At 73.6% G+C, this 13,220-nt stretch carries 8 protein-coding genes; 5 read left to right on the plus strand and 3 right to left on the minus strand.

Going from position 1 to position 13,220, the window contains the following annotated elements:
- Nucleotides 1-2,376 (minus strand): aminopeptidase N (pepN, locus tag ACFFJG_RS20395; protein ID WP_378520638.1); only part of this gene is annotated, 2,376 nt, incomplete at its 3' end.
- Nucleotides 2,377-2,501: 125 nt separating this feature from the next.
- Between pepN and ACFFJG_RS20400 the strand changes: the two genes are divergently transcribed.
- The 4 genes from ACFFJG_RS20400 (at nucleotide 2,502) to ACFFJG_RS20415 (ending at nucleotide 8,431) form a co-directional block, all read left to right on the plus strand.
- A complete protein-coding gene (locus ACFFJG_RS20400; RefSeq protein ID WP_378520639.1) occupies nucleotides 2,502-3,134 on the plus strand; it encodes an NUDIX domain-containing protein in 633 nt (210 codons plus the stop codon).
- 78 nt (nucleotides 3,135-3,212) lie between these two features.
- Nucleotides 3,213-4,328 carry an alanine dehydrogenase gene (ald, locus tag ACFFJG_RS20405; protein ID WP_378520640.1) on the plus strand — a complete coding sequence of 372 codons (1,116 nt, stop codon included), beginning with the start codon at nucleotides 3,213-3,215 and terminating at the stop codon, nucleotides 4,326-4,328.
- 18 nt (nucleotides 4,329-4,346) lie between these two features.
- Nucleotides 4,347-5,279, plus strand: coding sequence for a site-specific tyrosine recombinase XerD (xerD, locus tag ACFFJG_RS20410; protein ID WP_378520641.1), 933 nt, complete (start codon nucleotides 4,347-4,349; stop codon nucleotides 5,277-5,279).
- A gap of 26 nt (nucleotides 5,280-5,305) precedes the next feature.
- Entirely contained in the window at nucleotides 5,306-8,431 is a 3,126-nt protein-coding gene (locus ACFFJG_RS20415; RefSeq protein ID WP_378520642.1) for an ATP-binding protein, read from the plus strand.
- On the opposite strand, the gene ACFFJG_RS20420 is transcribed toward ACFFJG_RS20415, so the two are convergent.
- Both ACFFJG_RS20420 and ACFFJG_RS20425 read right to left on the minus strand, forming a co-directional pair.
- Entirely contained in the window at nucleotides 8,415-9,266 is an 852-nt protein-coding gene (locus ACFFJG_RS20420; RefSeq protein ID WP_378520643.1) for an ABC transporter permease, read from the minus strand. The two genes, ACFFJG_RS20415 and ACFFJG_RS20420, sit on opposite strands and share 17 nt — an antisense overlap.
- Nucleotides 9,263-10,321 carry an ATP-binding cassette domain-containing protein gene (locus ACFFJG_RS20425; protein ID WP_378520644.1) on the minus strand — a complete coding sequence of 353 codons (1,059 nt, stop codon included), beginning with the start codon at nucleotides 10,319-10,321 and terminating at the stop codon, nucleotides 9,263-9,265. Before ACFFJG_RS20425 ends, ACFFJG_RS20420 begins: the two co-directional genes overlap by 4 nt.
- Nucleotides 10,322-10,403: 82 nt before the next feature.
- Here ACFFJG_RS20425 and ACFFJG_RS20430 point away from each other — a divergent pair, with 82 nt between their 5' ends.
- A complete protein-coding gene (locus ACFFJG_RS20430; protein ID WP_378520645.1) occupies nucleotides 10,404-13,007 on the plus strand; it encodes a DEAD/DEAH box helicase in 2,604 nt (867 codons plus the stop codon).
- The last annotated feature ends 213 nt before the right edge of the window (nucleotides 13,008-13,220 follow it).

Here is a 13,220-nt window from a genome sequence, read left to right on the forward strand (position 1 = left end):
CATCAGGCGGGAGTCCTCGGCGGCGGCCTCGGCGGCCGCCAGGAACGTCTCGTCACCGGCGCCGAGCGGGAACATCGCGCGGATCGTGAGGCCCTGGTTGAGCAGGCCGCCCTTGAGCGTGTGCAGCTCCTCGAGGTACCGGTGGGTGAAGGGCGCGAGCAGCTCGGCCTGGCCGGGACGCCAGAACGTCGCGCCGAGCACGAGCGTCTCGCGGCTGGCCGGCACGGCGTAGTCGACGAAGAACGCGCGCCACACCTCCTCCTTCGCCTCGAGCGTCGGGTGCGCGGCCAGGACCGCGAGCCGGCGCATCCCGGCGTCGGGGTCGGGGTCGGCCTCGAGCAGCCGCGCGACACGGTCCTCGTCGAGGTCGCCGAGCTCGGAGCGCCGTACGGCGCAGCGCCACGCCAGGTCGAGGTCGGTCGCCTCCTCGACGGCGCGGTCGAGGACCGCCCAGTGCTCGTCGGTGGACGCCGACGCGGCGAGCGTGCGCAGCGCCGCCTGGCGGGCGTCGGGCACGTCGACGAGGCCCAGGACGGCGTCGGCGAGACGGTGCAGCAGCTCGGGCGACTCGTTGCCCGGGGCCCAGCGGTCCGCGACCAGCAACGCCTGGGCGAGGAAGGGCTCGACGAGCGCCGGGCTGGTCTCCACCGGCAGGGCCCGGGTGAGGGCACCGACCACGTCGCGGGGTGCGACGTCGCCGAGGAGCAGCAGCTGACCGGCCGTCGCGGCGACGAGCGAGCGGTCCAGGGGGTCCTCGAGGCGGTCGATGCGCTCGAGCATGAGGCGCAGCGAGCCGGCGTCGGGCTTCACGGCGGCGAAGGTGAGGTCGCCGGCGTTGAGCAGGCGCAGGTCACCCGCCGGAAGGTCTACGGGGGTGCGGGTCCCGTCGATCTCGACGGACGTCCGGCCGACGGGCGCCAGGCCGTCGCCGGAGGCGTCGAACACCGCCACGTCGAGGCGGTGGGGTCGCGGGTCCTGGTCGTCGGTCGTCTCCACGACCAGGGCGTCGCCGTCGAGCGAGATGACGTCGGTGCCGGCCTCGTCGAGCCAGGCCTTCGTCCAGGCGGACAGGTCGCGCCCGGCGGCGCGGGAGTAGCAGTCCATCAGGTCGTCGAGGCGGGTGTTGGTGAAGGCGTAGCGGGCGAAGTAGTCGCGCAGGCCCTCCACGAACGCCTCCTCGCCGATGTAGGCGACGAGCTGGTGGAGCACGCTCTGGCCCTTGACGTAGGTGATCGCGTCGAAGTTCGACATCGCGGCCGAGACGTCGGGCACCTCCCCGCGGATCGGGTGGCGCGCGGGGCTCATGTCCATCTCGTAGGCGGTGCGCTTGCCGGCAGCGAGGAAGGTGGCCCACTGGTCGGTGAACTCGCTGGCGCCCGCCATGCCCCAGTTCGCCGCCCACGACGCGAACGCCTCGTTGAGCCACAGGTCGTCCCACCACTGCATCGTGACCAGGTCGCCGAACCACATGTGGGCCATCTCGTGGAAGATGAACTCCGCCCGGACGCCGCGCTGGGCGTGGGTCGGGGGAGTGCGGAAGAGCTGGCCGTCGCCGTAGGTGACGCACCCCCAGTTCTCCATCGCCCCGCCGAGGTTGGGCACGAAGACCTGGTCGTAGCGCTCCTGCGGGAACGGGCAGGCGAAGCGCTCGCCGAAGAACGCGAGGCCCTGGCGGGTGAGGGTGACCAGCTCGTCGAGGTCGCGCTCGAGGACCGGTGCCAGCGACTGGCGGCAGTAGAAGCCGAGGTCGTGGCCGTCGTGCTGGCGGCGCACCTCGTGGAAGGGGCCGGCATTGACGACGACGACGTAGGTCGACAGCCGCGGGGTGTCCGGGTAGGTCCACACCCGCGCGTCACCGTCCTCGGCGTCCACGACCGACTCCGGGGCGCCGTTGGAGGTCACCAGCCACGAGGACGGGGCAGTGACGACGAACCGGTGCGGTGCCTTGAGGTCGGGCTGGTCGAAGCACGCCCAGACCCGGCGGGCCTCGTCGGGCTCGAGGCTGGTCCAGACGTAGACGAGCTTGTCGGTCGGGTCGACCGTGCGGAGGATGCCCTCGCCGGAGCCGGTGTTGGTGGTGCTGGCCTCGACCACCAGGACGTTGTCGGCGGCGAGGGCCGGGAGCGGGAGCCGACCGTCGGCGCAGGTGGACACGTCGAGGTCCTGGCCGTTGAGGGTGGCCCGCGCGACGTCCATGGCCACGTCGACGAAGGTGGTCGCGCCGGGCTCGGAGCAGGTGAAGGTGATGGTGCTGGTCGAGGCGAAGAGCTCGCCCTCCAGCAGGCCGGTCATGTCGACCGTGATGTCGTAGCGCTGCACGTCCAGCAGGGCGGATCGGGCGGCGGCTTCGTCCTTGGTCAGGCTCGAGAGGCTCATGCACGTGCTCGCTTCGCTCCGTGCGCGCATGAGGCGCGTGTCGCACTGCACCGGATGATTCGCTCGCTGCGCTCGCTCATGAGGGTGACGCTACTCACCGAGCAGGCCGCGCTAGCGTGCGGGGCATGGCTGACCCCACGACCGAACCGACCGCAGACGTCCCGCCGGAGCAGCTCGCCGACCGGCCGATGTCCTGGCCCGTGGTGTCCTCGCGCGACCTGCACCGCGACGACTGGGTGGTGGCGCTGCGCGAGGACGTGATCACCCGGCCCGGGCACGACGAGCACTTCAGCCGGATCACCCTGGAGCACCCCGGTGCGGTGGTCGTCCTGGCCGTCGACGACGACGAGCGGGTGATGTGCCTGCGGCAGTACCGCCACACCAACCTCCACGAGTTCGTCGAGCTCCCCGCCGGCCTGCGCGACGCCGGCGACGAGCCGCCCGTCGAGACGGCCAGGCGCGAGCTGCGCGAGGAGGTCGAGCTCGAGGCCACCCGCTGGCGACGGCTGCTCAGCACGTTCGCCAGTGCGGGGGTGAGCCAGGAGGTGCACGAGATCTTCCTCGCCCGCGGCCTGAGCCACGCGCCGCGGGGGGACTTCGCGATGGAGCACGAGGAGGCGGAGATGGAGCACTTCTGGGTGCCGTTCGACGACCTGCTCGAGGCGGCGCTCGCGGGGCGGGTGCGACAGGGTCCGCTGGTGCAGGCCGTGCTCGCCTACGAGGTCCTCCGGCAGCGCGGCACCCTCGACGACGACTGAGGCCCGCCGGGAGTAGTCTCGCTCCCGCTGTGAGGCGAGCCACACCCGTGGCCCCTCTTTCATCACGAGGAGCAAGGCATGAAGGTCGGCGTACCCAAGGAAGTCAAGAACCGCGAGTACCGCGTGGCCCTGACCCCCATCGGCGTGCACGAGCTGGTCCAGCACGGCCACGAGGTCGTCATCGAGAAGACCGCGGGCGAGGGCTCGCAGATCCCCGACGAGGAGTACGTCGCCGCGGGCGCCACGATGCTGGAGGCGGCCGACGACGTGTGGGGCACCGCCGACATGGTCCTCAAGGTCAAGGAGCCGGTCGCCGAGGAGTACGCGCGGATGCGCGAGGGCCAGACCCTGTTCACCTACCTGCACCTCGCCGCCGACAAGCCCCTCACCGAGGAGCTGATGAACCGCAAGGTCACCGGCATCGCCTACGAGACCGTCCAGCTGCCCTCAGGCGCGCTGCCGCTGCTCTACCCGATGTCCGAGGTCGCGGGCTGCCTGGCCCCGCAGGTCGGTGCGTACTCGCTGATGAAGGCCAACGGCGGTCGCGGCGTGCTGATGGGCGGCGTCGGCGGCGTCGCCAACGCCAAGGTCGTCATCATCGGTGCCGGCGTCTCGGGCCAGAACGCCGCCAACATCGCGCTCGGCATGGGCGCCGACGTCACGCTGCTCGACACCGACCTCGACAAGCTGCGGATGTCGTTCTGGCGCTACAACAACCGCGTCCACGGCCTCGCGTCCTCCAAGCTCGCCATCGAGCAGCAGGTGATGGAGGCCGACATGGTCATCGGCGCGGTCCTCATCCCCGGTGCCGCGGCGCCCAAGCTGGTCACCAACGACCTGGTCTCGCGGATGAAGCCCGGCTCGGTGCTCGTGGACATCGCCATCGACCAGGGCGGCTGCTTCGAGGACTCGCACGCCACGACCCACGACGACCCCACCTACGAGGTGCACGGCTCGGTGTTCTACTGCGTGGCCAACATGCCGGGCGCCGTGCCGAACACCTCGACCTACGCACTGACCAACGCCACGCTGCCCTACGCCGTCGCGCTGGCGGACAAGGGCTGGCAGCAGGCGCTGCGCGACGACCGCAGCCTGGCGCTGGGCCTCAACACCCACGACGGGCAGCTGACCAACGCGCCCGTCGGCGCGGCGGTCGGCATCGAGTCGGTGGGCCTGGACAGCGTCCTGGCATGACGCAGGGATGAACCCGGGGTGAGCACGGGGGCGACGCTGGGGCGCGCCGTCAGGACCTACCTCGACCACCTCACGGTGGAGCGGGGCCTGGCGGCCAACACCCTGAGCTCCTACCGTCGCGACCTCGACCGCTACCAGGAGTTCCTGGGCCAGCAGGGCGTGGACGACCTGGACGCCGTCACCGAGTCGACGGTGACGGCGTTCCTGGTGAGCCTGCGCGAGGGCAACCAGACGCACCCGCCGCTGAGCGTGACCTCGGCCGCACGGACGGTGGTCGCGGTGCGCGGGTTCCACCGTTTCGCGGTCTCCGACGGCCTCGCGGCGGCCGACCCGGCCGCCGCGGTCAAGCCGCCGTCGCCGGCCAAGCGGCTGCCCAAGGCGCTGCCGCTCTCGGACGTCGAGGCGATCCTCGAGGCGGCCGGGGCGCCCGACACCGTCCTGGCGCTGCGCGACCGGGCGCTGCTGGAGGTCCTCTACGGCACCGGCGCGCGCATCTCCGAGGCCGTGGGGCTCGACGTCGACGACCTCGACACGGTCGACGCGACCGTGCTGCTGCGCGGCAAGGGCGGCAAGGAGCGGCTGGTGCCGGTCGGCGCGTACGCGCGGGAGGCGGTCGGCGCCTACCTGGCCCGGGCGCGCCCCGAGCTGGTGGGCACCGGGCGCGGCGGACCGGCGATGTTCCTCAACTCCCGCGGCGGGCGCCTGTCCCGGCAGAGTGCGTGGGCGGTCCTGGTCAAGGCGGCCGAGCGCGCGGGCGTGACCGCGTCGGTGTCGCCCCACACGCTGCGGCACTCGTTCGCCACCCACCTGCTCGACGGCGGCGCGGACGTCCGCGTGGTCCAGGAGCTCCTCGGCCACGCGTCGGTGACCACCACGCAGGTCTACACCCTCGTGACGGTCGACAACCTGCGCGAGGTCTTCGCCACCGCGCACCCCCGGGCGCGCGAGTGACGGGCTCGCGAGCGACGGCCGCGCCGGTGCGGCTGCGCCTCCTCGACGGCGTGGTGTGGGAGGGCGTCGCGCTGCCCGGTGCGCGCGTCGGGGCGCTGGTCGCCGCGCTCGTGCTCGAGCCGCGTGGGCTGTCGGTCGCGCAGCTGGTCGCGCAGGTCTGGGAGGACGACCCGCCGGCCGCGCCCGGCAAGGCGCTCCAGGTGCTGGTGTCACGTCTCAGGTCGGCGACCGACGCCGGTGTCGTGCGCTCCACCGAGTCCGGCTACGGCCTGGGCCTCCCGCCGGAGGAGGTCGACGTGCTGGCCCTGGGACTGCAGGTCGCCGACGCACGCGAGGCGCTGCGGGCGGGCGACGCGCTGCGCGCCGCGGAGCTCGCCGAGGCGGCGCGCTCCTGGCCCGAGCCCGTCGACGACGACGTCTCCGGACCGCTGGGGCGGCTGCGCGAGCTGGCGGCGAGCACCCTCGAGGCGGCCGACGACCTCCTCGGCCGGGCGTTGGGCCACCAGGGTCGGCACGCGGAGGCACTGCCCCTGCTGGAGGCAGCCGCCGACCGGTGGACCGACGACACGGGTGTGCTCGTCGACCTGCTCCGCTCGACCGCGGCCGTGGCCGGGCCGGCGGTCGCGCTGGCACGCTACGAGTCCTACCGCGAGGACCTCGCCGCCCGCCTCGGGGTCGACCCGGCCCCGGAGCTCCAGCGGGTGCACCGCGAGCTGCTGTCCGCGGACCGGCCCGTGCGCACCGGCCTCGACCACGCCGTGGGTGACCTGCTGGGGCGGGAGGCCGACCTCGCCCGGATCCGCGCCGGTCTCGCCTCGGGCCGGCTGACGACGCTGGTCGGTCCGGGCGGCATCGGCAAGACCAGCGCCGCGCAGCTGGTCGCGCGGGAGTCGGCCACGGCTCGGGTCCACGTGGTCGAGCTGGTCGGCGTCGGCGCCGGCGACGACGTGGTGGCCGCGGTGGGCGCCGCCCTGGGGGTGCGCGGCTCGGTCGCCTCGCGCCTGACGCTCACGCCCGCGCAGCAGGCCGACGTCCGCGGACGGCTGGTCCAGGAGCTCGACCAGGCACCCACGCTCCTCGTGCTCGACAACTGCGAGCACGTCCTGGAGCCGGTCGCCTCGCTCGTGGCGTTCCTGCTGGCCTCCACCCGCGACCTCGTCGTGCTGGCGACCAGCCGCGCGCCGCTGCGCCTGGCGGCGGAACGGGTGGTGCCGTTGTCCCAGCTCGCGACTGACGACGCGGCGGAGCTGTTCGTGCGCCGGGCCCGGGCGGTGCGGCCCGGCGCCGTGCTCGACCCGGCGACGGTGCGCGCGGTGGTCGAGCGGCTCGACGGGCTGCCGCTGGCCGTCGAGCTCGCGGCGGCCCGGCTGCGCACCATGGGCCTGGCCGAGGTGGCCGGTGCCCTCGACGACCGGTTGACCGCCCTGCGCAGCCGCGAGCGCGGCACGCCCGACCGCCACCGCACCCTGGAGGCCGTCATCGCCTGGTCGTGGGACCTGCTCACCGCACCCGAGCAGCGGGCCCTGGCCTGGCTGTCGGTCTTCCAGGACGGCTTCGACCGGGCCAGCGCCACGGCGCTGCTCGGGCCGGGTGCGCCCGACCTCGTGGACGCACTGGTCGAGCAGTCGCTGCTCGTCCTCGTCGAGGACGACGGCGTGGTCCGGCTGCGGGCTCTGGAGACGATCCGGGAGTACGCGGCGGCGCGACTGGTCGAGCGGGGCGAGGCCGACCTCGCGGCGCAGGCCCAGCGGGAGTGGGCCTGCGCGCTGGCCGAGCGGTGCCGCGACCTGGTGGTGGCCGAGGACCAGGCGGCGCTGGTCGATGCGTTGGTGCGGGAGCAGAACAACCTCACCGACGTCCTGCGCCACGGGCTGGCGGCCGCCGACCGCGGGCTCGTCGCCCGCCTCGTCGGCCTCCTGGGCAGCCTCTGGACGGTCACCGGCGACCAGCCGCGTGTCTTCGCCGTCTGTGACGCCGCCGCGGACGTGCTGGCGGGGTGGGAGGTGCCCGAGCCCCTGTGGCGCGACGCGCAGGAGGCCGCCGGCGTGCTGATGGTCCACCTCAGCTGGATGCCCGGGGTCGACCTGGGTGGCCTGCGGGACTTGCTGGTCCAGGGAGGCCCGCCGACCGGCACCTGGGGCCTCATCGCGCACACCGTGCACGTCGACGAGGCTCCGGCGCCTGCCCGGCTGGCACAGGTGGCGGCGGGGCAGTCGCGCCCGGCGGTGGCCGGCGCCCTGCTGCTGTGGGCCGCGATCGTGGCCGAGAACGACGGCGACGTCGAGGTCGCGCGGCGGCACGCCGAGTCGGCCCTCGCGCACCCGCTGCCGCCCTACCTCCAGGCATCGGTGCACGCCGAGCTCAGCCAGCTCGCGATGGCGGTCGGCGACCACCACCGGGCCGCGCGGCACGCGGAGGTGGCCTGGCCGCTCCTCGAGCGGTTGCACTCGGTCACCGACGCGTACAGCCTCCAGGTCGCCACCGCGATCTCCCCGCTGCTCGACGGCCGGGTGGACGAGGCCGAGGCGATCCTCGACCGGGTCGGTCCGCCGGGTGGCGAGGCGGCACAGACCGGGGCGCGGATGACGTGGCACATCGCCCGCGCCGAGGTCGCGCTGGCCCGCGGCCAGGTCGCCGAGGCGCTCGGCGCGTACGACGCCGTGGTCGACATGGTCAGCGAGCCGGAGTCCGGCCCGGTCGCCTCGCCGTGGGTGGCCCTGGCCGCGTCGGCCGCGCTCGTCGCGCGTGCGCGCCACGGCAGCGACGACCTCGACACCCGCGCGGACGAGCTGCGCGACCTGGTGGTCGGTCCGGACGGCCGGAGGCAGCCGGGTGCGCTGTGGTTCACCGACCTGCCGCTCAACGGCCTGCTGCTCGCGGCCCTGGGCGCCTGGGTGCTCCGGTTCGGGGCAGCCGACCAGCACGAGGACGGGGTGCGGCTGCTCGCGCTGGCACACCGGTGGGCCTACAACCGCAGCATCCCCGTCATGGCGTGGGAGCCCCTGGCCGCGATGGCGGACGCCGCCGCGCCCGAGCTGGTCGGCCGGCTCGTCGCGGAGCTGGCCGACCGCCCGGGCCCGGGCCTGGTGCCGGAGGCGGCGGCGGTCGTCGACCGGCTGGCCGCCGCGTGGGGGCTCACATCCGGCGGTTGAACGCCCGCACCGACAGCGGGGCGAAGACCGCGATGACCGCTGCGCACCCCACCAGCGCCCAGCCGACATCGGCCGTGACGGCGCCGTCGTTGGCGAGGTCGCGGATCGCGGTGATGACCAGCGACACCGGGTTGACGTCGGCGAAGGCACGCAGCGGGGCCGGCATCGTCTGCGTCGGGACGAACGCGTTGGACAGGAACGTCAGCGGGAACATCACCAGCAGCGAGATGCCCTGCACGCCCTGGGCGTTGCGGCCCAGGATGCCGAACAGCGTGAAGATCCACGCGAGCGACCAGCCCGCGAGCATCGCCAGCAGGATCGCGCCGGCGACGCCGAGCACGCCGCCGCCGGGTCGGTAGCCGATCGCGATGCCCACCGCGAAGGTCAGCGTCGAGGCGATGAAGTAGCGCAGCAGGTCGGCCACCATCGGTCCGGCGAGCGGGGCGATGCGGGAGATCGGCAGCACCTTGAAGCGGTCGAAGACGCCGGTGTCCATGTCGGTGCGCAGCTGCACCCCGGTCGCCACGCACGCCGTGAGCACGGTCTGGCCGATCAGGCCGGGGATGATGAGCGGCAGGTAGGACCCGACGTCGCCGGAGATGGCGCCGCCGAAGATGTAGGCGAACATCGCGGTGAAGATGAGCGGCTGGATGGTCACGTCGAACATGACCTCCAGGCTCCGGCGCATCTTCATCGTGGCGCGCCAGGCGAGCGTCATGGTCTGGCTCAGCGTGTCGGCGAGGCTGACGCGATCGGCGCCCTCGGGCACCTGCGCGAGCCCGACCGGGTCGGTCGCGGGGGCCGTCGCGGGGTCGGTGGTGGGGACGGTGCTCATCGGGCTGCCTCCATCTGCAGGTCGTCGGTGCCGGCGTCGCTGCCCGCGTCGGTGCCGTCGGCGGGTGGTGTGTGGCTCGTGCCGTGACCGGTGAGGGCGAGGAAGACCTCGTCGAGGGAGGGCTTCTGCACGGTCACGGACTCGATGCCGACCCGGCGGTCGCGGAGCGCGACCAGCACGTCGACGGCCTGGTCGGTGCGGGTGAGGGGCACGTTGACCCGACGGGCCTCGGGGGAGGGGACGGCGTCCTCCCCGAGGAGGCGGCGCACCTCCTCGGCGACGACCGCGAGGTCGGCCTGGTCGGCGAGCTGGAGCTGGAGGGTGGACTGGCCGACCGACGACTTGAGCTCGTCGGCGGTGCCCTCGGCGACCTTGCGACCCTGGTCGATGACCGCGATCCGGTCGGCGAGCTGGTCGGCCTCGTCGAGGTACTGCGTGGTGAGCAGCACGGTGCACCCCGACCGCACGAGGTCGCGGATCGTGTCCCACATCTGACCGCGGGTGCGGGGGTCGAGGCCTGTGGTGGGCTCGTCGAGGAAGATCAGCGGTGGACGGGTGAGCAGGCTGGCTGCCAGGTCCAGGCGTCGCCGCATGCCGCCGCTGAACGCGGAGATCGGCTTGCTGGCGGCGTCGGTGAGGTCGAACTGCTCGAGCAGCTCGGCGCCGCGGCGGCGCGCCTCGGTGCGGGGCATGCCCTGCAGGCGGGCGAAGAGCCAGAGGTTCTCGGTGGCGGTGAGGTTCTCGTCGACCGAGGCGTACTGGCCCGTGACGCCGAGGAGGCGTCGTACGACGTGGGGCTCGGCGGCGACGTCGTGGCCGAAGATGCTCGCGCTGCCCCCGTCGATGCGCAGGAGGGTCGCGAGCATCCGGAGCATGGTGGTCTTGCCGGCGCCGTTGGGTCCCAGGACGCCGAAGACCTCGCCGCGACGGACCTCGAGGTCGATGCCGTCGACGGCGCGCTGGTCGCCGAACTGCTTGACGAGGCCCCGGGCGAGCACGGCGGGCTCGCCGGTCGGACCGCCGGGACCGGCGTGGGTGGGGTGGGTGGTGGTCATGCCGTCCATCGTGGTGCGGCCCGGTTTCACCGCGGTTGCACGGCGGCTTCGCGACCCGGGCGCCGGGTGGTTGGATCGACGCATGCCCGACCGCTCCCGCCTCGACACGCTCGTGCCGACGGGCGCCGACCCGGACGCCGTCTACGAGGCCTTCACCGGGTGGGCCGAGGCCCGCGGGTTGCCGCTCTACCCCCACCAGGACGAGGCGGTCATCGAGCTGCTCGCCGGCAACCACGTCGTCCTCGCGACGCCGACGGGCTCCGGCAAGTCGATGGTCGCCATCGGCGCGCACGCCGCCGCACTGGCCCGCGACGAGGTGAGCTTCTACACCGCACCGATCAAGGCGCTGGTGAGCGAGAAGTTCTTCGCGCTGATCGAGGTCTTCGGCGCCGACAACGTCGGCATGCTCACCGGCGACGCGGCCGTCAACCCCGACGCCCCGATCATCTGCTGCACCGCGGAGGTGCTGGCCAACATCGCGCTGCGCGAGGGCCGCGCCGCCGACGTGGGCCTCGTGGTGATGGACGAGTTCCACTTCTACGGCGAGGGCGACCGCGGGTGGGCCTGGCAGGTGCCGCTGCTGGAGCTCGTCGACGCGCAGTTCCTGCTGATGTCGGCGACCCTGGGCGACGTGTCGTTCCTCGTCGAGGACCTCCGGCGCCGCACCGGTCGCGACACCGCGGTCGTCGACGACGCCGAGCGGCCGGTGCCGCTGTCGTTCCGCTGGTCGATGGAGCCCCTCGACGACACCCTCGAGGAGCTCGTCTCCACCGGGCAGGACCCGGTCTACGTCGTCCACTTCACCCAGGCCGCCGCGGTCGAGCACGCCACCACGCTGCTCAAGCACCCGCCGAAGAAGGTGGACAAGGACGCCATCGCCGAGCGCATCGGCGCCTTCCGGTTCGGCGCCGGCTTCGGGAAGACCCTGTCGCGGCTCGTGCGCAACGGCATCGGCGTGCACCACGCCGGCATGCTCCCGAAGTACCGCCGTCTCGTGGAGACGCTGGCGCAGTCCGGCCTGCTCCGGGTCATCTGCGGCACCGACACCCTCGGCGTCGGGATCAACGTCCCGATCCGCACGGTGCTGTTCACCGGGCTGGCGAAGTTCGACGGCAACCGGCAGCGGGTGCTGCGCACCCGCGAGTTCCAGCAGATCGCCGGACGCGCCGGCCGGGCCGGCTACGACACGGCCGGCTACGTCGTGGTGCAGGCCCCCGAGCACGTCATCGAGAACGAGCAGGCCAAGGCCAAGGCGGCCGCCCGGGTGGCGGCCGGGAAGAAGAAGTCCAAGGCGCAGCTGAGGAAGCCGCCAGAGGGCACGGTCGTGTGGACCGAGCAGACCTTCGACAAGCTGGTGGCCGGCGTGCCCGAGCGGCTGACCAGCCGGATGAAGGTCGACAACGCCATGCTGGTCAACGTCCTGTCCCGCGAGGAGGACGCGTTCGGGGTGCTGCGGCGCCTCACCACCGACAACCACGAGGACGCCCGCGGGCGGGTGCGGCTCGCCCGCCGCGCGCTGCGGCTCGGCCGCTCCCTGGTGCGCACGGGCATCGTGGCCCGGCTCGACGAGCCCGACCAGCACGGGCGCCGCTACGTGATGACCGAGGCGCTGCCCGACGACTTCGCGCTCAACCAGCTGCTCGCGCACTTCGCGCTCGCCGCCTTCGACGTCCTCGACCCCGAGTCCGAGACCTACGGCCTCGACGTCGTGTCGGTGGTCGAGGCGGTGCTGGAGGCGCCCCGGCAGATCCTGATGGCGCAGCAGCACGCCGCGCGGGGCGAGGCCATCGGCGAGATGAAGGCCGACGGGCTCGACTACGACGAGCGGATGGCGCTGCTGGAGGAGGTCACCTGGCCGCAGCCGCTGCGCGAGCTCCTCGAGGCGCTCTACGAGACCTACCGGCAGACCCACCCGTGGCTCCCCGACGACGCGCTCGGCCCGAAGTCGGTCGTGCGGCAGATGTGGGAGGAGGGGATGGGATTCACCGACTTCGTCTCCCGCTACCAGCTCGCCCGCTCCGAGGGCCTGGTCCTGCGCTACCTCACCGACGCGTACCGCACCCTGCGGCAGACCGTCCCCGAGGCGCACCGCTCGCCGGAGGTCGAGGACGTCGTGGAGTGGCTGGGGGAGACCGTGCGGCAGACCGACTCCTCGCTGCTCGACGAGTGGGAGGCGCTGGCGGACCCCGACCACGCCTCGAGCGCGGTGGCGCACCACGAGCCGCCGCCCCCGCCGCGCCCGCTCTCACGCCAGGAGCGCCCGTTCCGGGTGATGGTGCGCAACGCGATGTGGGCCCGGGTCGACGCGATCTCTCGCGACGACCTCGACACGCTCGTACGCCTCGAGCGTGCGGCAGCCGATCGCACCGACCCGCCGCGCCAGGTCGTGGTGGGCCGGCCGGTGTGGGACGCCGCGCTCGAGGACTACTACGCCGAGCACGACCGCGTGCTGACCGACGGCGACGCCCGCGGCCCGGACCTGCTCGTCGTGGGGGAGGAGCGCACCGGTGAGCCCGTCGGCGCCGAAGACGGCACGACCGCGCGCCTGCGCGACGTGCGCCAGACGCTGCACGACCCCGAGGGCGACCACGACTGGGTGGTCGAGGCGGTCGTGGACTGCGACGCCACCGACGAGTCCGGCGAGCTGGTCCTGGCGACGGTGGCGGTGCGTCGGCTGGGTGGCTGACCCGACACCCGTCCGCCCGACCGGCCCGGTGTCGACCGCGCGCCGCGGTGGCCCTAGAGTCGCGCACGGCGTTCTAGGGTGTCGACGTGTCGACAAACTCCCGGGCGCCCGGCGTGGTCCAATCGGAGCAGTCGATGCGGAGGAGTGGACATGAGCGGTGCGGGATTCCCGGGTCCGGGGAACGTCGGGAGCAGCGCGGCCGAGGTGCCGCCC

Source organism: Nocardioides zeicaulis (genome assembly GCF_042432345.1).
Lineage (GTDB): Bacteria > Actinomycetota > Actinomycetes > Propionibacteriales > Nocardioidaceae > Nocardioides > Nocardioides zeicaulis.

Bases quoted from the DNA above. Each gene is read 5' to 3' on its own strand.
- ACFFJG_RS20420 (WP_378520643.1), bottom strand. From the start codon at position 9,266: ATGAGCACCGTCCCCACCACCGACCCCGCGACGGCCCCCGCGACCGAC.
- ACFFJG_RS20425 (WP_378520644.1), bottom strand. From the start codon at position 10,321: ATGACCACCACCCACCCCACCCACGCCGGTCCCGGCGGTCCGACCGGC.
- ACFFJG_RS20400 (WP_378520639.1), top strand. From the start codon at position 2,502: ATGGCTGACCCCACGACCGAACCGACCGCAGACGTCCCGCCGGAGCAG.
- ald (WP_378520640.1), top strand. From the start codon at position 3,213: ATGAAGGTCGGCGTACCCAAGGAAGTCAAGAACCGCGAGTACCGCGTG.
- ACFFJG_RS20430 (WP_378520645.1), top strand. From the start codon at position 10,404: ATGCCCGACCGCTCCCGCCTCGACACGCTCGTGCCGACGGGCGCCGAC.